General features: G+C 72.1%; 20 protein-coding genes and 1 riboswitch. Of the genes, 6 read left to right on the top strand and 14 right to left on the bottom strand.

Annotated features, from left to right (window positions below):
• Positions 1-112 precede the first annotated feature (112 nt).
• A complete protein-coding gene (locus ACRWNP_RS06515) occupies positions 113-1,909 on the top strand; it encodes an AMP-dependent synthetase/ligase (protein WP_431960009.1) in 1,797 nt (598 codons plus the stop codon).
• A gap of 266 nt (positions 1,910-2,175) precedes the next feature.
• On the opposite strand, the gene ACRWNP_RS06520 is transcribed toward ACRWNP_RS06515, so the two are convergent.
• The gene (locus ACRWNP_RS06520) at positions 2,176-3,306 is read right to left on the bottom strand and encodes a glycosyltransferase family 4 protein (protein WP_431960010.1); all 1,131 of its coding nucleotides are present in this window, start codon (positions 3,304-3,306) and stop codon (positions 2,176-2,178) included.
• Between the two features lie 134 nt (positions 3,307-3,440).
• Between ACRWNP_RS06520 and ACRWNP_RS06525 the strand changes: the two genes are divergently transcribed.
• A complete protein-coding gene (locus ACRWNP_RS06525) occupies positions 3,441-4,691 on the top strand; it encodes a glycosyltransferase 87 family protein (RefSeq protein WP_431960011.1) in 1,251 nt (416 codons plus the stop codon).
• Here the strand turns inward: ACRWNP_RS06525 and ACRWNP_RS06530 are convergent.
• A complete protein-coding gene (locus ACRWNP_RS06530; RefSeq protein ID WP_431960013.1) occupies positions 4,573-5,973 on the bottom strand; it encodes an MATE family efflux transporter in 1,401 nt (466 codons plus the stop codon). The two genes, ACRWNP_RS06525 and ACRWNP_RS06530, sit on opposite strands and share 119 nt — an antisense overlap.
• 108 nt (positions 5,974-6,081) lie before the next feature.
• On the opposite strand from ACRWNP_RS06530, the gene ACRWNP_RS06535 reads away from it, so the two are divergent.
• Positions 6,082-6,606 carry a PadR family transcriptional regulator gene (locus ACRWNP_RS06535; RefSeq protein WP_431960014.1) on the top strand — a complete coding sequence of 175 codons (525 nt, stop codon included), beginning with the start codon at positions 6,082-6,084 and terminating at the stop codon, positions 6,604-6,606.
• A 471-nt stretch (positions 6,607-7,077) separates the two neighbouring features.
• Here the strand turns inward: ACRWNP_RS06535 and ACRWNP_RS06540 are convergent, their stop codons facing one another.
• The 6 genes from ACRWNP_RS06540 to ACRWNP_RS06565 form a co-directional block, all read right to left on the bottom strand.
• On the bottom strand, positions 7,078-8,169 hold the full coding sequence (locus tag ACRWNP_RS06540) for a M48 family metallopeptidase (protein ID WP_431960015.1): 1,092 nt from the start codon (positions 8,167-8,169) through the stop codon (positions 7,078-7,080).
• A complete protein-coding gene (locus ACRWNP_RS06545; protein WP_431960016.1) occupies positions 8,166-9,341 on the bottom strand; it encodes a hypothetical protein in 1,176 nt (391 codons plus the stop codon). Before ACRWNP_RS06545 ends, ACRWNP_RS06540 begins: the two co-directional genes overlap by 4 nt.
• Positions 9,342-9,372: 31 nt before the next feature.
• The gene (locus tag ACRWNP_RS06550; protein ID WP_431960017.1) at positions 9,373-10,428 is read right to left on the bottom strand and encodes an NlpC/P60 family protein; all 1,056 of its coding nucleotides are present in this window, start codon (positions 10,426-10,428) and stop codon (positions 9,373-9,375) included.
• Between the two features lie 154 nt (positions 10,429-10,582).
• Positions 10,583-11,608, bottom strand: coding sequence for an NlpC/P60 family protein (locus ACRWNP_RS06555; protein ID WP_431960018.1), 1,026 nt, complete (start codon positions 11,606-11,608; stop codon positions 10,583-10,585).
• Positions 11,609-11,923: 315 nt separating this feature from the next.
• Entirely contained in the window at positions 11,924-13,282 is a 1,359-nt protein-coding gene (locus ACRWNP_RS06560; protein WP_431960042.1) for an NYN domain-containing protein, read from the bottom strand.
• Between the two features lie 134 nt (positions 13,283-13,416).
• Positions 13,417-13,668 carry a hypothetical protein gene (locus tag ACRWNP_RS06565; protein ID WP_431960019.1) on the bottom strand — a complete coding sequence of 84 codons (252 nt, stop codon included), beginning with the start codon at positions 13,666-13,668 and terminating at the stop codon, positions 13,417-13,419.
• 116 nt (positions 13,669-13,784) lie between these two features.
• Here ACRWNP_RS06565 and ACRWNP_RS06570 point away from each other — a divergent pair, with 116 nt between their 5' ends.
• Positions 13,785-14,564, top strand: a complete 780-nt coding sequence (locus ACRWNP_RS06570) for a rhomboid family intramembrane serine protease (protein WP_431960020.1) — start codon at positions 13,785-13,787, stop codon at positions 14,562-14,564.
• Positions 14,561-14,842: an Lrp/AsnC family transcriptional regulator gene (locus tag ACRWNP_RS06575; RefSeq protein ID WP_018557042.1), complete on the top strand. Its 282-nt coding sequence runs from the start codon at positions 14,561-14,563 to the stop codon at positions 14,840-14,842. Before ACRWNP_RS06570 ends, ACRWNP_RS06575 begins: the two co-directional genes overlap by 4 nt.
• A 42-nt stretch (positions 14,843-14,884) precedes the next feature.
• Here the strand turns inward: ACRWNP_RS06575 and ACRWNP_RS06580 are convergent, their stop codons facing one another.
• From ACRWNP_RS06580 to ctaE, 6 genes are all read right to left on the bottom strand, one after another.
• The gene (locus ACRWNP_RS06580; RefSeq protein WP_431960021.1) at positions 14,885-16,258 is read right to left on the bottom strand and encodes an aminotransferase class V-fold PLP-dependent enzyme; all 1,374 of its coding nucleotides are present in this window, start codon (positions 16,256-16,258) and stop codon (positions 14,885-14,887) included.
• A gap of 151 nt (positions 16,259-16,409) precedes the next feature.
• Positions 16,410-16,526, bottom strand: a riboswitch (SAM riboswitch).
• Positions 16,527-16,654: 128 nt separating this feature from the next.
• Positions 16,655-17,719, bottom strand: coding sequence for an anthranilate phosphoribosyltransferase (gene trpD, locus ACRWNP_RS06585; protein ID WP_431960022.1), 1,065 nt, complete (start codon positions 17,717-17,719; stop codon positions 16,655-16,657).
• Positions 17,720-17,846: 127 nt separating this feature from the next.
• The gene (gene qcrB / locus ACRWNP_RS06590) at positions 17,847-19,484 is read right to left on the bottom strand and encodes a cytochrome bc1 complex cytochrome b subunit (protein ID WP_431960023.1); all 1,638 of its coding nucleotides are present in this window, start codon (positions 19,482-19,484) and stop codon (positions 17,847-17,849) included.
• Positions 19,481-20,521 (bottom strand): cytochrome bc1 complex Rieske iron-sulfur subunit, encoded by a 1,041-nt coding sequence (gene qcrA, locus ACRWNP_RS06595; protein ID WP_431960024.1) that lies wholly within the window; start codon positions 20,519-20,521, stop codon positions 19,481-19,483. Before qcrA ends, qcrB begins: the two co-directional genes overlap by 4 nt.
• 8 nt (positions 20,522-20,529) lie before the next feature.
• Positions 20,530-21,339, bottom strand: a complete 810-nt coding sequence (qcrC, locus tag ACRWNP_RS06600) for a cytochrome bc1 complex diheme cytochrome c subunit (protein WP_431960025.1) — start codon at positions 21,337-21,339, stop codon at positions 20,530-20,532.
• Between the two features lie 80 nt (positions 21,340-21,419).
• Positions 21,420-22,040, bottom strand: a complete 621-nt coding sequence (gene ctaE / locus ACRWNP_RS06605) for an aa3-type cytochrome oxidase subunit III (protein ID WP_319163544.1) — start codon at positions 22,038-22,040, stop codon at positions 21,420-21,422.
• 169 nt (positions 22,041-22,209) lie between these two features.
• Between ctaE and ACRWNP_RS06610 the strand changes: the two genes are divergently transcribed.
• Positions 22,210-22,611, top strand: a complete 402-nt coding sequence (locus ACRWNP_RS06610; RefSeq protein ID WP_431960026.1) for a hypothetical protein — start codon at positions 22,210-22,212, stop codon at positions 22,609-22,611.
• Positions 22,612-22,613: the final 2 nt, after the last annotated feature.

The raw sequence follows: 22,613 nt of genomic DNA on the forward strand, positions 1-22,613 counted from the left end.
CCCCTACCGGAGAAGCTTTACCGGTGGGTAACGTCCAGGCCGACCGTTCCACGCTCAACCATGCAGTGGACGCAGCCAGCACCGCCGCCGGCGCCGATGAGGAGCAGCAGTTTTGCGCGAGTTCAGCCTTCCGGCCCTGTACGAGGTCCCCGCGGACGGGAATCTGACGGATCTCATCCGCCGCAACGCCGCTCAGCATCCCGACGTTCCCGTCATCGCCCGGAAGACCGCGGCCGGCGACTGGGCGGACGTGACCGCGACCGCCTTCCTGGCCGAGGTCCGTACCGCCGCCAAGGGCCTGATCGCCTCCGGCGTGCAGCCCGGCGACCGGGTGGCCCTGATCTCCCGCACCCGGTACGAGTGGACCCTCTTCGACTTCGCCATCTGGAGCGCGGGCGCGGTGACCGTCCCGGTCTACGAGACCTCCTCCGCCGAGCAGATCGAGTGGATCCTCGGCGACTCCGGGGCCGTCGCCGCCGTGGTGGAGAGCGAGGCCCACGAGAAGTCCGTGGAGTCGGTGCGCGACCGCCTGCCGCACCTCAAGCACGTGTGGCGGATCGAGGCGGGCGCCGTGGAGACCCTCGGCGCGGCCGGCACGGACGTCGCCGAGGCGACGGTGGACGAGCGCGGTGCCTGGGCCAAGGCCGACTCCCCCGCCACCATCGTCTACACCTCGGGCACCACCGGTCGCCCCAAGGGCTGCGTGCTCACGCACCGCGCGTTCTTCGCCGAGTGCGGCAACGTCGTGGAACGCCTGAGGCCGCTCTTCCGCACCGGCGACTCCTCGATCCTGCTCTTCCTGCCGCTCGCGCACGTCTTCGGCCGGCTGGTCGAGGTCGCCAGCATCATGGCCCCGATCAAGCTCGGGCACGTCAGCGACATCAAGAACCTCACCGGCGAACTGGCCGCCTTCCGCCCGACGCTGCTGCTGGGCGTGCCGCGGGTCTTCGAGAAGGTCTACAACTCCGCACGCGCCCAGGCGCAGGCCGGCGGCAAGGGGAAGATCTTCGACAAGGCCACCGACGTGGCGATCGAGTACAGTCGCGCGCTGGACTCGGCCGGTGGCCCCTCGCTCGGCCTGAAGTTCCGGCACAAGGTCTTCGACCGGCTGGTCTACAGCAAGTTGCGCGCCGTGCTCGGCGGCCGCGCCGAGTACTCGATCTCCGGCGGGGCTCCGCTGGGCGAGCGGCTGGGACACTTCTACCGCGGCATCGGCTTCACGGTGCTGGAGGGCTACGGCCTGACCGAGTCCTGTGCGGCCACCGCCTTCAACCCCTGGGACCGCACCAAGATCGGCACTGTCGGCCAGCCGCTGCCTGGTTCCACGGTCCGCATCGCCGACGACGGCGAGGTCCTGCTCCACGGCGAGCACCTGTTCTCCGGCTACTGGAACAACCAGGCGGCCACCACCGAGGCCGTCACCGACGGCTGGTTCCACACCGGCGACATCGGGACGCTGGACGAGGACGGCTACATCACCATCACCGGCCGCAAGAAGGAGATCATCGTCACCGCGGGCGGCAAGAACGTCGCCCCGGCCGTGATCGAGGACCGGATCCGCGCCCACGCGCTGGTCGCCGAGTGCATGGTGGTCGGCGACGGCAAGCCCTTCATCGGGGCGCTGGTCACCCTGGACGAGGAGTTCCTGCCGCGCTGGGCCGAGCAGCACGGCAAGTCCGGCCGCACCGTCGCGGATCTGCGCGAGGACCCGGAGCTGCTGGCCGAGGTGCAGTCGGCGGTCGACGAGGGCAACGCCGCGGTGTCCAAGGCTGAGGCGGTCAAGAAGTTCCGTGTTCTGGCGACGCAGTTCACGGAGAAGTCCGGTCACGTGACGCCCTCGCTGAAGCTGAAGCGCAACGTGGTGCTGCGGGACTTCGCGGACGAGATCGCCGCGATCTACGGCAAGTGAACCCTCCCCGCACGGGCCTGACAGGCCCTCACTCACGTTGACGGTGGCCGCCGTACGCCTTGGGCGTGCGGCGGCCACCGGCGTTCCCGGGTGATGCCGTCCTGGGCCAGGACCCTGGCGATGGTGCGCTCGGCCGGGGCGGTGATGGTGACGAACGGTTCGACCCCGATGGAGCCGGGGAGGAGGCCGTCCTGGCCGTTCGCGCGCGGCTGTCGAAGGCCCGGACGACCCGGGCCGGAACCCCAGGCCTCACGCCGGGGGGCACGTCAAAGGAGTGCCTTCAGCCGCCCGGCGAGCAGATCCCACCGCCACGCGTCCTCGACCCACTTGCGGCCGCGCTCGCCCATCCGGCGCCGCAGCTCCTCGTCGCCCAGCAGCGCCAGGATCCGCTCGGCGGCCTCCCCGGGCTCCCCGCCGCGCACCACCCAGCCGGTCTCGCCGTCCAGCACCGCGTCCGGCGCCCCGCCGGAGTCGCCCGCGACGACCGGCAGGCCGGTGGCCGAGGCCTCCAGGTAGACGATGCCGAGCCCCTCGACGTCCAGCCCGCCGCGGCGCGTGCGGCACGGCATGGCGAAGACGTCCCCCGCCCCGAAGTGCGCGGGTAGCTCCTCCCAGGGCACGGCGCCGGTGAACCGCACCGACTCCGCCACCCCGGTCCGCTCGGCGAGCCGCTTCAGCTCGTCCGCGTACGGGCCGCCGCCCACTACCAGCAGGACGGTGTCCGGCTGGGCGGCCAGGATCAGCGGCATCGCCTCGATGAGGGTGTCCTGGCCCTTGCGCGGCACCAGGCGGGAGACGCAGACGACCACCGGCCGGTCGGTGAGGCCCAGGCGGGCACGCACGGCCTCGCCGCCGGAGGCCGGGTGGAAGGTCTTCTCGTCCACGCCCGGCGGCAACTGCACCATGCGCCCCGCGGCCCCGGGCGTCAGCGCCCGGGCGATCCGGGACCGGGTGTACTCGCCCAGGTAGGTGATCGTGTCGGTGCCCTCGCCGATGCGCCGCAGCAGGCCACGGCTCGCGGGCAGCTGTGCCCATCCCGCCTCGTGCCCGTGGGTCGTCGCCACCAGCCGGCGCGCCCCCGCCTTCCGCAGCGCGGGCGCCATCAGCCCGAGCGGCGCCGCCGCCCCGAACCACACCGACGTGCAGCCGTGCTCGCGCAGCAGCGCGGCGGCCCGCCGGGTCACTCTCGGGGTCGGCAGCAACATCGTCGTACGATCACGTACGACCGGGAAGGGCTGCTCGGCGTCGAACGCGGCGACCTCGGAGCCGTCCCGCCAGGTCGACGCGTACACCACCACCCGGCCGGGATCGAGGCGCAGCGCCATGCTGTGCACGAACGCCTGGATGCCACCGGGACGTGGTGGGAAGTCGTTGGTGACGATCAGGGTCTTGTCCATACGGCGCCGAGGGTATCCGGTGCGGTCCGCGGCAACCGACCGCGGCCCCCCGCGCGTCTATGCTCCACACGCCTGTCCACGGGTGAGACCGGCATCATGCATCATCACAGCAGAACCGATTCGACGAGGTGGACATGGCAGGCGACAGCGGCAAGCGGCTCCCGGTCGGGCCGGTCCTCGCCTGGGTGGCCACCAGGGTCCTGCTGCTGCTCTACGTGTTCAAGGTGCTCAGCCTGTCCCCGCTGGACGTGACCACCGACGTCTCGGCGATCTACCACGGCTGGTACGAGGTCCTGCGGGCCGGCAGCTTCCCCCACCAGGACGTCACCTGGCAGTACCCGCCCGCCGCCGCGCTCGCGGTGCTCTCCCCCGCGATGCTGCCGTTCCTCGACTACACGACCGCCTTCTTCTGGCTCGCCTGCGCCGCCGACCTGGCCGCATTCGCGCTGCTGCTGCGCGGTTCGCGCGGCAAGGGGCGGCGGGTGGCCGGCGCCTATGTGTGGGTGCTGGGAGTGCCGCTGCTGGGGCCCACCGCGTACGCGCGCTACGACGTGATGGTCACCGCCGTGGCCGTGGCCGCGCTGCTGGCGACGGTGCGCCGCCCCAGGGTCGCCGGCGCGCTGATCGCGTTCGGCGCGATGCTCAAGGTCTGGCCGGTGCTGCTGCTCACCGGGGTCCGCGACCGCCGGGTCTGGGCGGCGGCCGTGGCCGGAGCGGGCGTCCTGGCCCTGGGCTTCTGGCTGTGGATGCCGGGGGCCTTCGCCTTCCTGCGCTTCCAGGGCGAGCGGGGCACCGAGGTGGAGTCCCTGGGCGCCCTGGTCTTCCACATCGCCCGACACCACGGCTGGCAGGGGCAGGTGCAGCTCAACTACGGCTCCATGGAGTTCCTCGGGCCCCATGTGGGCCTGGTGAGCGACATCGCGCTCGGGCTGACCATCGCCGCCTTCGCCTGGCTGCTGCTGTGGCGGCTGCGGGCGCGGACGTACGGCCCGCAGACGCCTTTCGACGCGGCGTTCACCGCGGTGCTGCTGTTCACCACGACCAGCCGGGTGATCAGCCCCCAGTACATGATCTGGCTGATCGGCCTGGCGGCCGTCTGCCTCACGCTGCGGGCCAGCGTGATGGCGGTACCCGCGACGCTGGTGCTGGTGGCGACGGTGCTCACCCTGTACGAGTTCCCGGTGCGCTTCGGGGACGTCGTCGGCAGCACCGACCTCGGCATCACGCTGCTGCTGCTGCGCAACGGGCTGCTGGTCGCGGCCTCGGTCATCGCGTGCCGCCGGCTGTGGGTGGCCTCGGCGCGCCTGCCGAAGCGGCCGCGCAGCGCGCCGACGACGGCTCAGCCGGAACACGGCCAGGACGCCGAGAAGCTGCTGACCTGGTGAAGGCCGCCGTCACGGCCAGGCACTGCAGCCCCGCGGCCACGGCCAGCGCCACGCTGACGCCCACGAGTTCCAGCCCCGCCGGGACGGCGAGCACGTAGGCGAGCGGCAGCTGCACCGCCGTGCCCACCAGGGTCACCCGGACCAGCAGCGCGGCCCCGCCGCCGCCCTGGAAGACACCGCCGAGCGCGATGAAGCACGCGAGCAGCACCAGGTACGGCCCCAGGGTGCGCAGGAACACCGTGCCCTCCGCCGCCACGGCGGGCTCCGCGCCGAAGGCGGCCATGATCCACGGCGCGGTGGGCTGCAGCGCGACCGCCGCGAGGAGTCCCAGCCCGCCGCCGAGCAGCAACGCCTGGCGGCCGATCGCGCGCCGCTCGTCGCGGCCGGCACCCAGGTGGTACGCGGTGTGGATCGAGGCCGCCTGGCGCACGGCGTAGAAGCCCATGGTCGCCACGTACATCGCCTTGGTCGCGATCCCGTACGCCGCGACCCGGTCGACGCCCAGCCGGGCCACGATCGCCACCAGGGTCAGCGTGCCGGCCATCCGGACGAGGAAGTCCGCCGCCATCGGCGCCCCGGTCACGGCCGTGCGGCGCAGCGCGGCCGCCACCGGTTCGGCGGCCGGCACCGCCGCGGCCCGCCGCATCAGCGGGTCGCAGCGCAGCAGCGCCAGCCCGGCGGCCAGGGCCACCGCACGGCCCACGACGGTGGCCACGGCCGCGCCCCGCACCCCGAGGGCGTGGATCAGGAACGGGTCCAGGAGCAGGATCAGCCCGCCCGCCAGCAGGGCGAGCCGCATCGGGGTGCGGGTGTCGCCGGCGCCCTTGAAGACGCCATCCAGGGTGTTCTGGGCGTAGAACACCGCCGTACCCGGGAGCGACACCGCGAAGTACCCCGCGGCGAGGCGGACCGCCTCCGGGTCGCCGTGCGCGCCGAGCAGCAGCGCCGCCAGCGGCTCCCGGCACAGGAAGCCGCCGGCGGCCACGGCCGGCATCAGCAGCGCGCACAGCGCCCACCCGCCGCGGACGGCCGCCCTGACCGCCGCCGGGTCCCGCGCCCCGGCGGCCCGGGAGATCAGCACCGTCGTCCCCTGCGCGGCCATCAGCACGACCCCGAGCAGCACGTTCTCGGTGTTCGTGGCCACCGCCACGGCCGCGACGGCCGCTCCCCCGCCGCCGAGCCGGGCCACCCACAGCACGTCGATGATCCCGGCGACGACGCCGGCGAGCAGTTCCAGATAGACCGGGCCGGCCAGCGCGACCAGTCGGGCGCGGTGCGTCATGGGTCCCCTCCCCAAAGGGTTACCTCGTTTCGAGATACCGCGTTTAGAGGTACCATGATGGCATCGAACGGACAAGTCCGAACGCGTGATCGAGAAAGGCGGCCAGCGGTGCTGGAGCTCACGATCCTGGGCTTCCTGTACGAGGAATCCCTGCACGGCTACGAGCTCAAGGAGCGCATCGCCGCACTCAACGGCCACGTCCGCCCGGTCAGCGACGGCGCGCTCTACCCGGCCATCAACCGCCTGACCGCGGCCGGACTGGTCAGCGAGCACAGCGAGCCGGGCGTCGGCGCCGCCCCGCGCCGCGTGCTCTCGCTCACCGACAGCGGACGCGCGCGGCTGCTCGCCCGGCTCCGCGACCCCAAGCCGATCGAGATCACCGACTCCACGCGCTTCTTCGCGGTGCTGGCCTTCCTCAGGCACCTGCCCGACGCGACAGCGCAGGCCACGGTGCTACGACGCCGCCTGGAGTTCCTGGAGACCCCCGCCAGCTTCTTCTACGACCGCGGCAGACCGGTCCGCGCCGAGGAGGCCGACGACCCCTTCCGCCAGGGCATGCTCCGCGTCGCCCGCGCCACGGGCCGAGCGGAACGCGAATGGCTCACGGAGACCCTGGCCGACCTCACCGCCTGAGCAACGGCCCGCCCGACCCGCGACAGCCGCATACGCGGGGCCACGCGCATGCCGTCCCGCTGAGCGGAAGGAAGCGAGCACCGCGCATCCGGGACGGTGCGTACGGCCGGGCCAACCAACCGCGGCAGGGGCGCACGACCTGAGCGCGAGCCGCCCGGAGGCGGATGGCCTGCGACCGGAGCCGGACGCGCGGGCGCGACTGCCTTCCCCCGGACGCCCGCCGACCGCGAAGAGCCGCGGACGACCCACGGCCCGAGCAAACAACCCGGGACCGGACAGAAGCCCTCGCGGACCGCGTCCGGGGACGACGCCCGCCGCCTGCGGCCAGGCCGCCGCGGGAGCCGGACGCGCGGGCGCAAGTGGCGTTCCCGCGGACGCCCGCCGACCGCGAAGGGCCGATGCGCGGCGAGCCGCGGACCACCCATGGGCCGGCCGGCGGTAAGCAGCGGGGCCGGGCGCGGGGCGGATCCGCTAGGGCGTGGTGGCGGCGAAGGCGCGGGCGGCGGCGATGCGCTGGACGGGGGTGGGGTGGGTGCCGAAGAGGGCGTGCAGCACGCGCGGGGGGTCGGGGTCGGAGACGTTGGCGACGGTGAGTCGGCGCTGCATGGCGATGAACCGTTCGGCGTCCCCGGTGAGTTCCAGGGCGTGCGCGTCCGCCCGTCGTTCGATCCGCCGGCTCAGGGCGCAGCCGAGCGGCCCGGCGCACGCCGACAGCACCGCGGCCACCGCGGCCAGCAGGAACAGCCCGCGGGGATCACCGGTGCCGTACGAGGAGGCGGCCATGACCGCGGAGAGCACGCAGACCCCCGCCCCCGCGCCCACGGCGCCGAGCAGCGTGCCGCGCAGCACGTCGCGGTGCTTGACGTGCCCCAGCTCGTGGGCGACGACGAGTTCGACCTCCTCCGCCGGGGCCGTGCCCAGCAGCGTGTCGTAGGCGACGATCCGCCGGGTGCGCCCGAATCCGGAGACGTACGCGTTGAGCGCGGTCGTCCGCCGGGACGCGTCGGCGACGAGCACCGCCCGTACGGGGATCGCGTCCCGCTCGGCCAGCGCCAGCAGCGCGTCGCGCAGGGGCCCGTCCTCCATCGGCCGGAAGCGGTTGAAGAGCGGTTCCAGGACGACCGGGGCGAGCCAGGACAGCACGACGGCCGCGCAGACCGCGCCCAGGGCCGCCCAGGCCCAGCCGAGGCCGTAGTAGCCGTACAGCGCGGCCAGCACCAGCGGCACGGAGACGAGCAGCCCGCGCAGGACGTCGAGGGCCCAGCCGCCCCAGCCCTGGGTGACGAGCCCGTACCGGCGCCGCACGACGCGGACCCGGGCCGAGAACGGCAGGGTGACCGCCTGCTGGAGCAGCACCAGCGACAGGCCGCCGGCCAGGACGCGCAACACTTGGGTGTCGCCGAACAGCCCGGCCAGGGCGGCGCCCGCGGGAGTCAGCCCGAGCACGAGCAGCAGGGCGAGCCCGGCGGCCCGGCCGCCGAGCAGGGCCGGCAGCTGGGCGCGGCGCAGCGCCCTGCCGCGGGCGGTCTCCTCCGGCGTGAAGTCCGCGTCCGTGCCGGTCATCCCAACTCCCCCTTGACGTAGGCCCGCCAGCGCGCGGTGAGGGCGTCCTCGCCGATGCCGAGCGTGCCGTGCGGATCCGCACCGGAACGGTACAGCGCGACCAGCCGGTCGGCGCCCCACGTGTCGGCGATGAGCCGGCAGGCCAGCCAGGCGCCCTCGTAGGCCTGGGCCTGACCGGGCGCGCCGGGCGCGAAGCCGGCGTCTGCCGGGAGGTGCCCGGGCGGGCCCGAGGCGATGACGTCGCGGCGCAGCTCCGGTGCCAGGCTCGCCGCCGGGCGGCCGGAGTCCCGGTAGGCGACCCAGTCGGCGAAGCCCTCGGAGAGCCACAGCGGGGTGCGGGAGGTCGTCGCGGCGCGCGTGGCGACATGGGTGGTCTCGTGGGTCAGCACGACCTGACGGCCGAAGGCCGACAGCCCGGCGAAGGCCTCGGGGTTGACGATGACGCGTCCGGCGGGCGCTGTGCCGCTGCCCCCGGCCTCCCCGGTGGTGACGGCCGCGACGTCCGCGTACGTCTGCGCGGGAGCGTCCAGGAGCTGCCCCATGCGCCGCAGGGAGGACGGCACTTCGAGCACCACCCGCCCGGTCCAGCCCTTCCCGCCCCAGGCCCGCCGCACCTGCGGGACGGCCTGGTCCGCGTCGGTGGCGTACCCGGCGAGCACCGCCCGGTCACCGGTGCCGAGGACGAGGCTGTGGCTGCCGCGGACGACGTGCAGCGCGCCCTGCTCCCACAGCAGGCCGCCCGGGTCGCCGTCACCGGCCACCCGCCAGTGTCCGGCGCCGTCCGCGCGCAGCAGCAGTGACTCGTCGGTGGTGACCGGGGCGCTGTCGTAGCCCCCCAGGCGGTAGCGCAGCTGGACGCGGACGGTCGCCGGGTCGGTGCCCTCCGTGGAGACCAGCCGGTACGACCAGGAGGCGAGCGGGAGCTCCTCCAGGTTGTGGAAGACCTGGCGCTCGGCGGCGCGCCGGGCGGGCGTCACATCCGCCAGGTACGCCTTCTCGTCGCGGTCCAGGACCGCGTCGGCCCGCCGTTCCAGCAGTTGCCGGACGACCGGGTCCCCGGGGCGCCCTTGCCCCGTCGCGCGGTCGCCCGCGGGCCCGCAGCCCGCGAGGAGCAGCGCCGCGCAGCACAGCGCGGCGGCCACGGCGCGGGTCGGCGAACGGAAGAGGGCCACGCCGCCGATCGTACGGTCCCGGCGTGGACGGTCACGTGGGCCGGGTCACGGCCGAGATCGGCAGCATGGCGACGGGGTCGTAGCGGACCCGGGCGCCGGGGTAGGGGGCGTGGATGACCTGGCCGCCGCCGACGTACATGGCGACGTGACTGGCGTCGCCGCGGTAGATGACCAGGTCGCCTGGGCGGGCCTGGCTGAGCGGCACGTGCCGCCCGGCGTTCAGCTGGGCCTGGGAGGTGCGGGGCAGGCCCACGCCGGCCTGGCGGTACGCCCAGACCATCAGGCCGGAGCAGTCGAAGGAGCCGGGGCCGGTGGCACCCCACACGTAGGGGGCGCCCACGGCGGAGCGCGCGGCGGCGACGGCTGTCGCGGCGCGTACGGACAGCGGGCCGAGGTCGGGGATGTCGACCATGCGGCCGGAACGCGAGGCGCGGGCCTCCAGGCGGCGGGCGAGCCGGGCCCGTTCCTCCGGGGACAGGGAGTTGACCAGGCGGGCGGCCGCCATCAGCTTGTGCTGCACGGCCTTCTTGCGGGCCGTGAGGCTGCTGCGGGCCCGCTCGAGCTCGCCGAGCCGTTCGGTGGCCCGGGAGCGTTCCTGGTCCAGGAAGCGCTGGGCGGAGCGGAGTTCGCCCAGGCGCGCGTTGCCGCGGTTGCTGATCCGGTCGAGGGTGGCGGCGCGCTCGAGGTAGGTCGCGGGGTCGGGTGAGAGCAGCAGCGCGAGGGTGGGGTCCACTCCCCCGCCGCGGTACTGGGCTCCGGCGTACGTGCCGAGTTCGTCCCGGAGTCGGTTGACCCGCTCCTGGCCGCGGGCGGCCCGGTCCTGGAGCACCTCCACCTCGCGCCGGAGCCGCCGGGTGTTCTCGCGGGCGGCGTTGAACTGCTCGGTGGCCCGCTCGGCCTGGGTGTAGAGGTGGTCGATGCGAGCCGCGACATCGACGGAGGTGTCCGCCGGGTCGGCGGCGGCCGTCTGCGCGGCGCCGGCCGCGCCCGCCATCGCGGCGGCGGCGGTGGCCGCCGCCGTCAGGACCGTGGCCCTGGAGGTACGCGGGGCCCGGCCGGGCTGCGGGATGCGTCGATGGGATGGCACGTCGACCGACAGTAGTCAGCCGGACGCGCAGAGTTCAAAGACCGGGTACCGCCGGGCGGCCGGGCGGCGCTCCGCTTGCGCAGGTCACCGCCAGGCCGTCACCGTACGAGATCACCCGATAGGTTCAACGGGTTCCGGTGGTTCCGCCCGCGTCTCAGATGCGGACACCGAACTGGAACGGCATGTTGTTGATGGACTCGTAGCGCACGACCGTGCCGGTGCGCGGCGCGTGCAGGACCATGCCGTTGCCCGCGTAGAGGGCCACGTGGTGCTGGTCGCCGTAGAAGATGACGAGGTCGCCGGGCGCCAGCTGGCTCATCGACAGCCGGGTGCCGGCGTTGGCCTGGGACTGCGAGGTGCGCGGTATGGACGCGCCGGCCTGGGCGTAGGCCCAGGAGGTGAGGCCGGAGCAGTCGAAGGAGCTCGGGCCGGTGGCGCCGTAGACGTAGGGCGACCCCAGCTTGGTCTTGGCGGCCGAGAGGGCGGCGGCAGCGAGGGAGGAGGCCGGGGTGTCGTTGCCCAGGTCGACGCGCTCGTTGGAGCGGCTGGCGCGGGCGTCGGCGGCGGCAAGGGAGGCACGCTGGGCGGCGGTCAGCGAGTTGAGCAGCCGCTGCGCCTCGGCGAGCTTCGCCTGGACTTCCTTCTTCTTCTTGCCCAGCTCGGTGCGGGTCTCGTCGAGCTCGTTGAGCTTGCTCGCGGCCTCCGCCTTCTGCTGGTTGAGGGTGCGCTTCTTCTCCGCGATCTGCTTGAGCGCCTCGGCCTGCTTGGTGCTCAGCTGGTCGAGGGTGGACGCCTTGTCGAGGTAGGTGTCCGGGTCGGAGGAGAGGAAGAGCTGGAGCGACGGGTCGATGCCACCGCTGCGGTACTGGGCGCTGGCCAGGGTGCCGAGGTCGTCCTGGAGGTCGTTGAGCTCGGACTGCTCGCGGGCCACCTCGTCCTGGAGGTCCTCGACCTGCTTCTGCAGCTTCCCCTGCTTCTCCTTGGCGCCGTTGAACTTCTCGGTCGCCTGCTCCGCCTGCTCGTACAGGCCGTCGACCTTGGCCTTGACGCTCTTGACGGACGGCTTGGCAGGGGCGGCCTGGGCCGCCTGCGCGGACAGGGCGACGGCTGCGGCGGCGGTCGCGGTGAGCACGGTGACACGTGTGCGACTGGCCTGCTTGGGACGACGGTGGGACGCCACTCGGGCGAGCTCCTTCTTCCTCCAGCCGCCTGCCGCATGCATCGGGAACTGCGTTCCCCGGCTCCAAGCACCGGCGTCCCCCGTCGTACGCACGGCACTTCAGATCGGCGGGACCTCCACCGCCATCCGGGCTGGATGATCGACTGGGCAGAGGTTCGAGGCACGACCCTAGTGACCATCTTGTGATCGGATCAAATCCCTGAAGAAAAAAAGTCGCTCGGCCACGTTTTCTTTACACACATCGCACGTGCAGTGATGACCAGTTGACGCTGCGTCCACGAAAAGCGCCTCACGCGCCCCACGGTGTGCTCCAGGTCACACCCGGGCAAGTCGCTTCAGCAGCAGGGTGGATGCGACCGGCCGGGCGCCGGCGCGGGCCACACCGTCAGCAACTTCGCGATCGGAAGAAACCACCACAATCGGACGACCGGGAGGTTCCGCCCGAACCAGACGCCGGATCAGTTCGTCCGCCGTCTCACCGGCCTTGCTGAACAGCACCCGCACCCCGCGCGGCGGCGCCAGCAGCACCGGGGCGTCCAGATCGGCCCCGTCGAAGACGCAGGTGACCTCTGCACCGCTCTGCGCCGCGAGCACCGCCAGACCGCCCAGCAGCCGCAGCCGCTGCTTCTCCAACGGCAGCGCCGGATAACCGGTCTTGGTCACGTTGTAGCCGTCGACCACCAGATGGGACTGCGGCAGCGCCAGCAACTGGTCCAGCAGCGCCGGGTCGTCCTCGGACAGGGCGCGCCGCGCGATGTCCTTCGGGCTGATCGTCCCCGGCGTCACCGCGTCGACGCTGTCAGCGGGCCGGGCCCCCATGGTGTCCCGCGGCGGCAGCGCCAGCTCCCGGCGCAGTCCCGAGGCGGCGTCGAGCACGGTGTCCAGCAGCAGCCGCAGCCGCATGTCCTCGGTGCTGCGGCCCTCCCGGGCCGCCCGGCGGGACGCCTCCACGGCCTGCTCGGCCTCGGCGAGCCGGGCGCGCAGCCGGCGCGCCTCGCCGTCCGCCGAGGCCTTCTCCGCGGCCGCGGCCGCGCGCGTCTCGTCGAGTGCGGCCTCGACCTTGCGCAGCGCGGCCTCGGCCCGCTTCACGTCGCTCGCCGCGCTGCGCAGCTTCCGCTGCAGCGACTCGGCCTCCTTGCGGGCCGCCTCCAGCTCGGTGCGGACCCGCACGGCCTCGCTACGGGCCTGGGCGCGAACCTCGTCCAGTTCCGTCTTCAGCTGCCGCAGCTCACGCTGCGCCTCCTCGCCCGCCCGTTCGGCGCTGACCCGCTGGGCCTCCTCGCCCGCCGCGGCCACCAGCTTGGCCCAGCCCGCGGGACGCAGCAGGTACGCGGCGGCCGCCACATCCAGCGGGTCGACCGCGGGGGGCGGGGTGCCGGCGTCCAGCGCCTCGCACAGTTCCGGTTCGGACTCGCGCAGCCGGGCGCCCACCCGCTGCCGGAAGGACGGGTCGCCCTCCAGGGCCGTGGCGAGCGCGGTCGCGGCGAACTTGGCGCGGCGGCTCGGGGTGAACCGGGCGTACGGACGCAGCACCGCGGGCAGCTCGCCCGGGGTCAGCCCGCCGAACGCCTCCGCCGCCAGGGCTACTACGCGGTGGCGCACGCCCTCGGGCAGCGGACGGTCCAACGTCTCGCCGTGGACGGACTCCTCCGGCGCAGCCGCGGCCCCGGGCACGGCCGCTTCGTCGCCGCGGCCCGGGTTACCGCCGGTCCCGTCCACCCGTCACTCCCGTCCAGTCCGTGGGCGCCTCCCCGGCCTCCTTCAAACTCTCTGGCCGCGCCGCATTCTTCTATTGTCCCCGGCGGCGCTCAGGCCTGCGTCGCCGCCGCCGCGTCGGGGCGGTCGACCAGCTCGACCTGGTCCACGGCGTTGCACCAGCGGCACCGCACCGACTCCACGGTCTCGCTGAGCACCTCGCGCTCCTCGACCGAGGGCTCGCCCGCCAGGTCCAGGTGGACGTACTCGACGACCTTGCTGGAACGGGTGACGTCGAACCGGGTCAGATTGCCGCACAGGGTGCAACGCCAGCGGGTCGTGGCGGTCGGCAGGGGCACCGGCATCGGTCGTCTCCTCGGTCGCGCGCGGATGTGTTCCGGTCACCCTACGGCCTCGGTGGTCCCACGCGCTGCGGCGAGGCTCCCCACGTCCGTTACACCCGTTCCGTCATGATCGGTCCATGGTCATCCCGGTGTACGACAAGAACCCCGTCCGCCGCACACCCGTGGTGACGTACGCCCTGATCGGGCTGTGCGCGGTGCTCTTCCTCATCGGCCCGTCCTCCGGGCTCAACCTCATGTACGGCGTGGGCCACGATCAGGTGTGTGCCCAGGCGACGTACTTCGCCCGCTGGGGTGTCATCCCGAGCGAGCTCTGGCACGGCCGGATCCCGCCGGCGCGGGTGCCGATGCCGACCGGCTGCCCGCCCCTGCGGTCCTTCGCCACCTCGCCGTTCGCGTCGGTGCTCACCGCGCTGTTCGTCCACGGCAGTTGGGTCCACCTGCTCGGCAACATGCTCTTCCTCTGGGTCTTCGGCGACAACGTCGAGAGCCGCATGGGCCGCTTCCGGTTCCTCCTCTTCTACGTCGCCTCCGGCTACCTGGCGACCTACGGCTACGCGCTCGGGCACACCTCCTCCGTCCAGACCCTGGTCGGCGCGTCCGGGGCGATCTCCGGGGTGCTCGGCGCGTACCTCTACCTCTATCCCCGGGCCAGGGTGACCAGTGTCTTCCCCTTCCTGTTCTTCCTGCCGTTGCGCTTCCCGGCCTGGATGGTGCTGATCTTCTGGTTCGTCCTGCAGTGGCTCGCCGGAGAGATCCAGCAGACCGGCCCCGGGGTCGCCTACCTCGCCCACATCACCGGCTTCGTCTTCGGCTTCCTGTGCGCGTGGGTGTGCTATCGCGCAACGCCTAAGCTGGAGCCCGCAGGCAGGGCGACCCAAGGAGACCTACAGCCGTGATCACCGCGATCGTGCTCATCAAGACCAGCGTCGACCGTATCCCCGAGATCGCGGAGTCCATCGCCGCGCTCGACAGTGTCAGCGAGGTCTACTCCGTCACGGGGACCTACGACCTGGTCGCCATGGTGCGGGTGGCCCGGCACGACGAGCTCGCTGACGTCATCCCGGGCCGGATCAGCAAGATCCCCGGCGTCGAGGCCACGGACACCCACGTGGCGTTCCGCACCTACTCCCAGCACGACCTCGAGACGGCCTTCGCCATCGGCCTGGACGCGTAACCGGTCCGCCCTGCACGGCCCCGCGGGGTCGGGCCGCGCCGCTCAGGCCTGGTCCCGGTCCGGCACGCAGCGGCCGTCCTCGGTGCGGTAGCGCCACCTGGCACCGTCCGCCACGAGTTCCCGCACCGCGTCGACGAAACGCTCCACGTGCTCCTCCGGGGTGCCCGCGCCAAAGGAGACACGGACGGCGTTGAGCGAGGGGAGCTCGCCCGGGGCGGCGTCGGGCGCTGCGCACTCGCCCGGCTCCTGTTCGGTGCCGCCGAGCAGGGTGCGCACCAGGGGGTGCGCGCAGAAGAGGCCGTCGCGGACGCCGATCCCGTACTCCGCGGAGAGCGCCGCCGCGAAGTGGGAGCTGTTCCAGCCCTCGACGACGAAGGAGATGACGCCGACCCGGGCGGCGTCCTCGCCGAACAGCGAGAGCACCCTGACCCCGGGGACCTCGGCCAGTCCGGCCCGCACCCGGGCGACCAGCGCCTGCTCACGCTCGACCAGCCGGGCGAAACCGGCCTCCGCCAGCGCGCGGCAGGCCGAGGCGATGGCGTAGGCCCCGATGACGTTGGGCGAGCCGGCCTCGTGCCGGGCGGCCGTGGTGTGCCAGTCGACGTCCACCCCGCCGTCGGCGCGCCGGGCCACCCGCCGCGAGGCGCCGCCGCCGGCCAGGTAGGGCTCGGCCGCGCACAGCCAGTCGGCGCGGCCGGCCAGCACACCGGAGCCGAAGGGCGCGTACAGCTTGTGCCCGGAGAAGGCCACCCAGTCCACGTCGAGTTCGGCGATGTCCACCGGGTGATGCGCGGCCAGCTGCGCCGCGTCCAGCACGATCCGGGCACCGTGCGCGTGGGCCGCCGCGGCCAGCTCCCGCACCGGCCACAGCTCACCGGTCACATTGGACGCCCCCGTCACACAGACCAGCGCCGGTCCGCGCTGCTCCCGGGCGGCCAGGGCCTTCTCCAGCGTCGTCACGGCCTCCCCCGGCGTGCGGGGGGCGGCCAGGTAGCTCACGTCGGAGGCGCGCCACGGCAGCAGGGAGGCATGGTGCTCGGTCTCGAAGACGAAGACGCTCGTGCCGGCCGGCACGGCGGTGGCCAGCAGGTTCAGCGAGTCGGTGGTCGAACGAGTGAAGATCACCTGGTCGCCGGGGCGGCAGCCGAGGAAATCCGCGACCGTGGCCCGGCTCTGCTCGAACAAGTCGGTCGACAGCTGCGAGAGGTAGCCGGCCCCCCGGTGCACGCTGCCGTAGTACGGCGCATAGGCCGCCACGTCGTCCCAGACCCGCTGCAGCGCGGGCGCGCTGGCCGCGTAGTCCAGGGCCGCGTAGCCGACCTCGCCCCCGGTCACCAGCGGCACGAGGACGTCGCGCCCGAGGACGGGCAGCGGGGCATGGACGGACGAGGGCAGGGCGGCAGGGCGCAGCGACATGGCGAAGTCTCCTGGGAGCGAGCAGAAGTGACGAGACGTCAGTGAAGACGGAACAGCCCTCGGCACGACGGGCGAAGGCCCGGGGAGGGTGGGGATACGGCTGGGGCCCCGAAGGCCCTAGCGCATTCGCTTGCTCATGGAAGAACTCCTCTGACCGCGCTTGCCGCAGACCTCGCTGCCTGCGGCCTGGTCATCACCCGGGGCACCCCGCCACGGAAGGAGGGTTGCCGGACAGCGGGCCGGGGCCGTTTCGCTGTCACTCGTGACCTGCCCAGCATCATGCCACACGCACGGGGCGCCGCAAGCCGCGATCCGCATCGCGGACGCCCCGCCCCCGCGGGCGGACAGCACGCAGGGCCGGGCCAACGGCCCCGGCCCTGCACGGTGGTTCGGTGACTACGCCTGCGTGGCCGCGGCCCACCGCTCCAGCGTCCGCGCCGCCGCGCCGGAGTCGACCGACTCGGCCGCACGGGCGATGCCGGCCGCGATCCGCTCGGTCAGCGAACCGCCCGCGCCCTCCAGCGCCACCAGCGCGGCGGCCGAGTTGAGCAGCACGGCGTCGCGGACCGGGCCGGTCTCGCCGGCCAGCAGCCGCCGGGCGACATCGGCGTTGTACGCCGCGTCCGCGCCCCGCAGCGCCTCGATCGGCACCAGTTCGATGCCGACGTCGCGCGGGTCGAAGGACTCCTGCTCGACCTTCCCGTCCCGCACCACCCACACCTGGGAGGTGGCCGTGACGGTGAGCTCGTCCAGTCCGTCGTCGCCCCGGAACACCAGCGCGGAGGAGCCCCGGCGGGCCAGCACGCCGGCGATCAGCCCGGCCATCCGGGTGTCGAAGCACCCCACGGCCGAGGCCCCCACGCGTGCCGGGTTGGTCAGCGGGCCGAGGATGTTGAACGAGGTGGGGATGCCCAGGTCGCGGCGGGCCGGGGCGGCGAACCGCATCGCGGGGTGGAACTTCGCCGCGAAGCAGAAGGTGATCCCGGTCTCCTCGGCGACCTTCGCCACCCGGTCGGCGGGCAGGTCGAGGTTGATGCCGAGCTTCTCCAGGACGTCGGAGGCGCCGCTGGCGCTGCTGGCGGCGCGGTTTCCGTGCTTGACGACCTTGGCGCCCGTGCCGGCGATGACGATGGCGGACATCGTGGAGATGTTCACCGTCCTGGCGCGGTCGCCGCCGGTGCCGACGATGTCCACGGCGGGGCCGGGGATGTGCAGCGGCTCGGCGTGCGCGTACATCGACTCGACGAGGCCGGTGACCTCCTCGACGGTCTCCCCTTTGGCCCGCAGTGCCACCATGAAGCCGGCGACCTGGGCGTCGGAGGCCTCACCGCTCATGATCCGGTCCATCGCCCACGCCGTGTCGGCGGCGGTCAGGTCCTTGCCGTTCAGCAGCGCACCCAGGACGTCGGGCCAGGAGCCGCCCGCCATTGATGCGCCTCCGGCGGGGTTCACAACGCTCATGGTCCACACTCCATGGGGTCTGACGTGCGACGGGAAACCTTCGCCCCAGCCTATCGGCGCCGGGGAACGGGAAAGGGTCCCGTCCATCGAATGGACGGGACCCTGCCCGGTGGCACAGCTTCAGTGATCAGTGGTGACCGTGGCCGCTCGTGATCTCCTCGTACTCCTCGACGGTGGGCTTGTCGATCTGCGTCCCCTCGCCGTAGTAACCGCGAGACAGCCTCGCGCGCAGCTTCGCCGTACGGCCGGCCTTCTTCTCCACGCCGTTCTCGTCGACCTCGGGACCGATCTCCAGCGGCTTGGGCTGCTCGTGCTGGGTGAGCTTGAACAGCGCGCCCTGCTCCAGCGGCTCGTGGATCTCGATGAACTCACCGTGCGGGAGCCGCTTGATGATGCCGGTCTCGCGACCGTGCAGCACCTTGTCGCGGTCGCGCCGCTGCAGGCCCAGGCAGATCCGCTTGGTGACGAAGAAGACCAGCACCGGCAGCACGAAGAACGAGATCCGGACCACCCAGGTGATCGCGTTGATCGACAGGTGGAAGCGGGTCGCGAACAGGTCGTTGCCGCCACCGACGAGCAGGATCAGGTAGAGGCTGATCCAGGCGGCGCCGATGCCCGTGCGCACGGGACGGTTGCGCGGCCGGTCGAGCAGGTGGTGCTCGCGCTTGTCACCGGTGACCCAGGATTCCAGGAACGGGTAGACCCCCATGAAGCCCAGCACCAGCGGGAAGACCACCAGCGGGATGAACACGCCCAGTACGAGGGTGTGGCCCAGGAAGTTGATCTCCCAGCCCGGCATGATGCGGATCAGGCCCTCGGAGAAGCCCATGTACCAGTCGGGCTGGGCGTCGGTCGACACCTGGTCCGGACGGTAGGGCCCGTATGCCCACACGGGGTTCACGGAGACCAGCGCGGACATGGCCGAGATGACACCGAAGACCACGAAGAAGAAGCCGCCCGCCTTGGCGGTGTAGACCGGGAAGAACGGCATGCCGACGACGTTCTTCTCCGACTTGCCGGGGCCGGGCCACTGCGTGTGCTTGTGGTAGACGATCAGGATCAGGTGGGCCACCAGCAGGCCCGCCATGATGCCCGGGATCAGCAGCACGTGGATCGTGTAGAACCGCGGCACGATGTCGGTGCCGGGGAACTCACCGCCGAAGAGGAAGAACGACAGGTACGTGCCGACGATCGGCACGGACAGCACGGCGCCTTCCATGAAGCGGATACCGGTGCCCGACAGCAGGTCGTCCGGCAGCGAGTAGCCCATGAAGCCGTCGAACATGCCGAGGAACAGCAGCAGGAAGCCGAAGACCCAGTTGATCTCGCGCGGCTTGCGGAACGCACCGGTGAAGAAGACGCGCATCATGTGCACGAGCATCGCGGCCACGAAGACGATGGCCGCCCAGTGGTGGATCTGCCGGACGAGCAGACCGCCGCGCACGTCGAAGCTGATGTGCAGGGTCGAGGCGTACGCCTCGGACATCTTGATGCCCTGCAGCGGCGCGTAGGAGCCGTCGTAGACGACCTCGTTCATCGCCGGGTGGAAGAACAGCGTCAGGTAGACACCGGTCAGGATGATGATGATGAAGCTGTAGAGGGAGATCTCGCCCAGCATGAAGGACCAGTGGTCCGGGAAGATCTTCCGCAGGTTGGCCTTGCTCAGGCTGTAGATGCCCAGCCGGCCGTCGGCCCAGTCGGCGACGCGTTCGCCGGCCGGAGCCTTTCCGCGCGGCTTCCCGCTCGCGCTCGTGTTGGTGCTCATCCACGCTCCCAAAAGGCCGGGCCCACGGGCTCATCGAAGTCGCCCAGCGCCTCGAGATAACCCTCGCCGTTCACACTGATGTGCAGCTGCGGCAGGGCGTGACCGGCGGGGCCGAAGATCACCCGGGCACCGTCGGACAGGTCGAACGTCGACTGGTGGCAGGGGCAGAGCACGTGGTGCGTCTGCTGCTCGTAGAGGCTGATCGGGCAGCCGACGTGAGTGCAGATCTTGGAGAACGCCAGGATGCCCTGGTGCGCCCACTCGCGGGACTTCTTGTCCTTGATGTCGTCCGGCTGGATACGGACGATCATCAGGGCCGCCTTGGCGAGCTGCTCCTGGTAGTCGTGCTGCTCCTCCTCCAGGCCCTCGGGCACCGCGAAGGTCAGCGAGCCGACGGCGACGTCCTCGGGACGCAGCGGCTTGTTGGTGTTCTGGTTGATCAGCAGCCTGCCCTTGGACCACAGCGTGTGGCGGAGCTTGTCCTCCGGCAGCGGGCCGAGGTCGCGCAGCAGGAACAGCCCGGAGAGCGGCACCAGGGTCAGCGCGCCGAGCATGGTGTTGCGGATCAGCTTGCGGCGGCCGATCTGGCTCTCTTCGGAACCGGTGGCGAAGTCGGACAGGACCTGGGACCTGACCTCGGGGCTCGCCGCGATCGGGTGGCGGTCGTCGGCGACCTCGACGTCCGACATCAGCGTGCGGGCCCAGTGGACCGCGCCGGCGCCGATGGCGAAGAGCGAGACGCCGAGGGTCATGCCCAGCGCGAAGTTCAGCGCGCTGATGTGACCCAGCGGCCAGATGTAGACGATCTTGTCGATCGGGAGGACCACGAAGCTGGCGATGAAGCCCAGCGTGGCGAGCATCGACACGGTGAACAGGAACGCCACCGTGCGCTCGGAGGACTTCGCGGCCTTCTCGTCGATGTCCTGGCGACGCGGCTGGTGCGCCGGGAGACCCGGGTCCGCGAACGGGTTCTCCGCGGTCGCGACCTGGCCGCCGCCCTCGTGTGCCGGCCTGTCCGGCAGGTTCTCTTCTGACATGTCCTGACTCATGACTTCTTCGCCTTGGTGGTGTGGGCCGCGAGCCAAATGGCGCAGGCGATCAGGGCCCCGAGGCCGAAGATCCAGCCGAAGAGACCCTCGGTGACCGGGCCGAGGCTGCCCAGCGACATACCGCCGGGGCTCGGCGCACCCTCGCCGTTGACGGCGTCGAGGTACGCGATGATCTCCCGCTTGTTCTCCTCCGGCATCGTCGTGTCGGGGAAGGACGGCATGTTCTGCGGGCCGGTCAGCATGGCCTCGTACAGGTGCTTGTTGCTCACGCCTTCCAGCGTGGGCGCGTACTTGCCGTGCGTCAGCGCGCCGCCCTTGCCCTGGTAGTTGTGGCACTGGGCGCAGTTGGTGCGGAACAGCTCCCCGCCACGCGCCTTGTCGGCACCGGCCGGGTCGTACTGCTCCTCGGTGGGCGTGACCGGGCCGGGGCCCAGCGAGGCGATGTACGCCGCGAGCTGGTCGATCTGCTTCTGGTCGTAGATGACCTTCTTGCGCGGCACCTGGGCGCCGGGCTGCTGGGCCGGCATGCGGCCGGTGCCGACCTGGAAGTCCACGGCCGCGGAGCCGACGCCGACGAGGCTGGGGCCGTCACTGCCGCCCTGCCCCGACGTGCCGTGGCAGCTGGAGCAGCCGACGGTGTACAGCCTCTTGCCCTCTTCGATGGCGAGGGACTGCGAGCTGTCGTCGGCCTGCGCCTTGGGCGCCGGCGCGAGCGCGGCGTACAGCCCCCCGATGGCCGTGAGCGCGACAAGTAGGACGACGAGCGCCGCCAGCGGGTGGCGCCGTCGTGCGGAGAGCTTTTTCACGGATTACCCCGGTGTCAGGATCTCTTGCGTCGATGGTTCTGGATGTCGTGACCGTGCGCGCAACGGGCGCGGGGGTCCGACTACTTGATCAGGTAGATCGTGGCGAAGAGGCCGATCCAGACGACATCGACGAAGTGCCAGTAGTAGGACACGACGATGGCCGCGGTGGCCTGCTCGTGGGTGAACCGCCGTGCCGCGTAGGTCCGTCCGAGGACCAGCAGGAAGGCGATGAGACCACCCGTCACGTGCAGACCGTGGAATCCGGTGGTCAGGTAGAACACCGAACCGTACGGGTCGGAGGAGAGCGAGAGGCCGTCCTCCTTCACCAGGTTGGTGTACTCGAAGATCTGACCGCCGATGAAGATCGCGCCCATGATGAACGTCACGATGAACCACGCGCGCAGCTTCTTCACATCGCCGCGCTCGGCGGCGAAGACACCCATCTGGCAGGTGAAGGAGGAGAGCACGAGGATCGTGGTGTTCGTCGCCGAGAACGGGATGTCCAGGACGTCGGCGTGCGCCTTCCAGTACTCGGCACCCGTCACCGAGCGAAGGGTGAAGTACATCGCGAAGAGGGCCGCGAAGAACATCAGCTCGGAACTCAGCCAGATGATGGTTCCGACGCTGGTGAGGTTCGGCCGGTTGACCGACGGGTGCGCGTGCCCGGTTTCTACTGCTGTTGCTGTCGCCACGACCGACATTATGTCGGTCGCTTATCTCGCGCTCACTCCGGGGGGTGCCATTCGGTGTGTCAAGGCCCTTGAGGTAGGGAAAGGCGTCGCCCGAAGGAGCTAACCCTCCTCGAAGGACCCTGCTCGGGAGTAAGGTTCGGCCACAGGCAGGCGACTCCACGAAGGCGAGGAGGCACGGATGCAGACGACCGCGACGGTGCTGGTCTACAGCGACGACAGGAACACCCGGGAACAGGTCCGTCTGGCCGTCGGCCGCCGCCCTGCGAGCGACCTGCCGCCGGTCGAGTACCTGGAGTGCGCGACCCTCCCGGCGGTCCTCAGCGCGCTGGAGAACGGCGGCATCGACGCGTGCGTGTTCGACGGCGAGGCCGTCCCGGCCGGCGGCATGGGGGTGTGCCGTCAGGTGAAGGACGAGATCTTCCGCTGCCCGCCGGTGCTGGTACTCATCGGGCGTCCCCAGGACGCCTGGCTGGCCAGCTGGAGCCGGGCCGACGCGGCGGTGAGCCACCCGGTCGACCCGGTCGCGCTGAACGAGGCCCTGGCGGAGCTGCTGAGGCAGCGGCTGGCCGTCGACGCGTAGCG

The organism is Actinacidiphila sp. bgisy160 (assembly GCF_965342435.1).
In the GTDB taxonomy this organism is placed as follows: Bacteria; Actinomycetota; Actinomycetes; order Streptomycetales; family Streptomycetaceae; genus Actinacidiphila.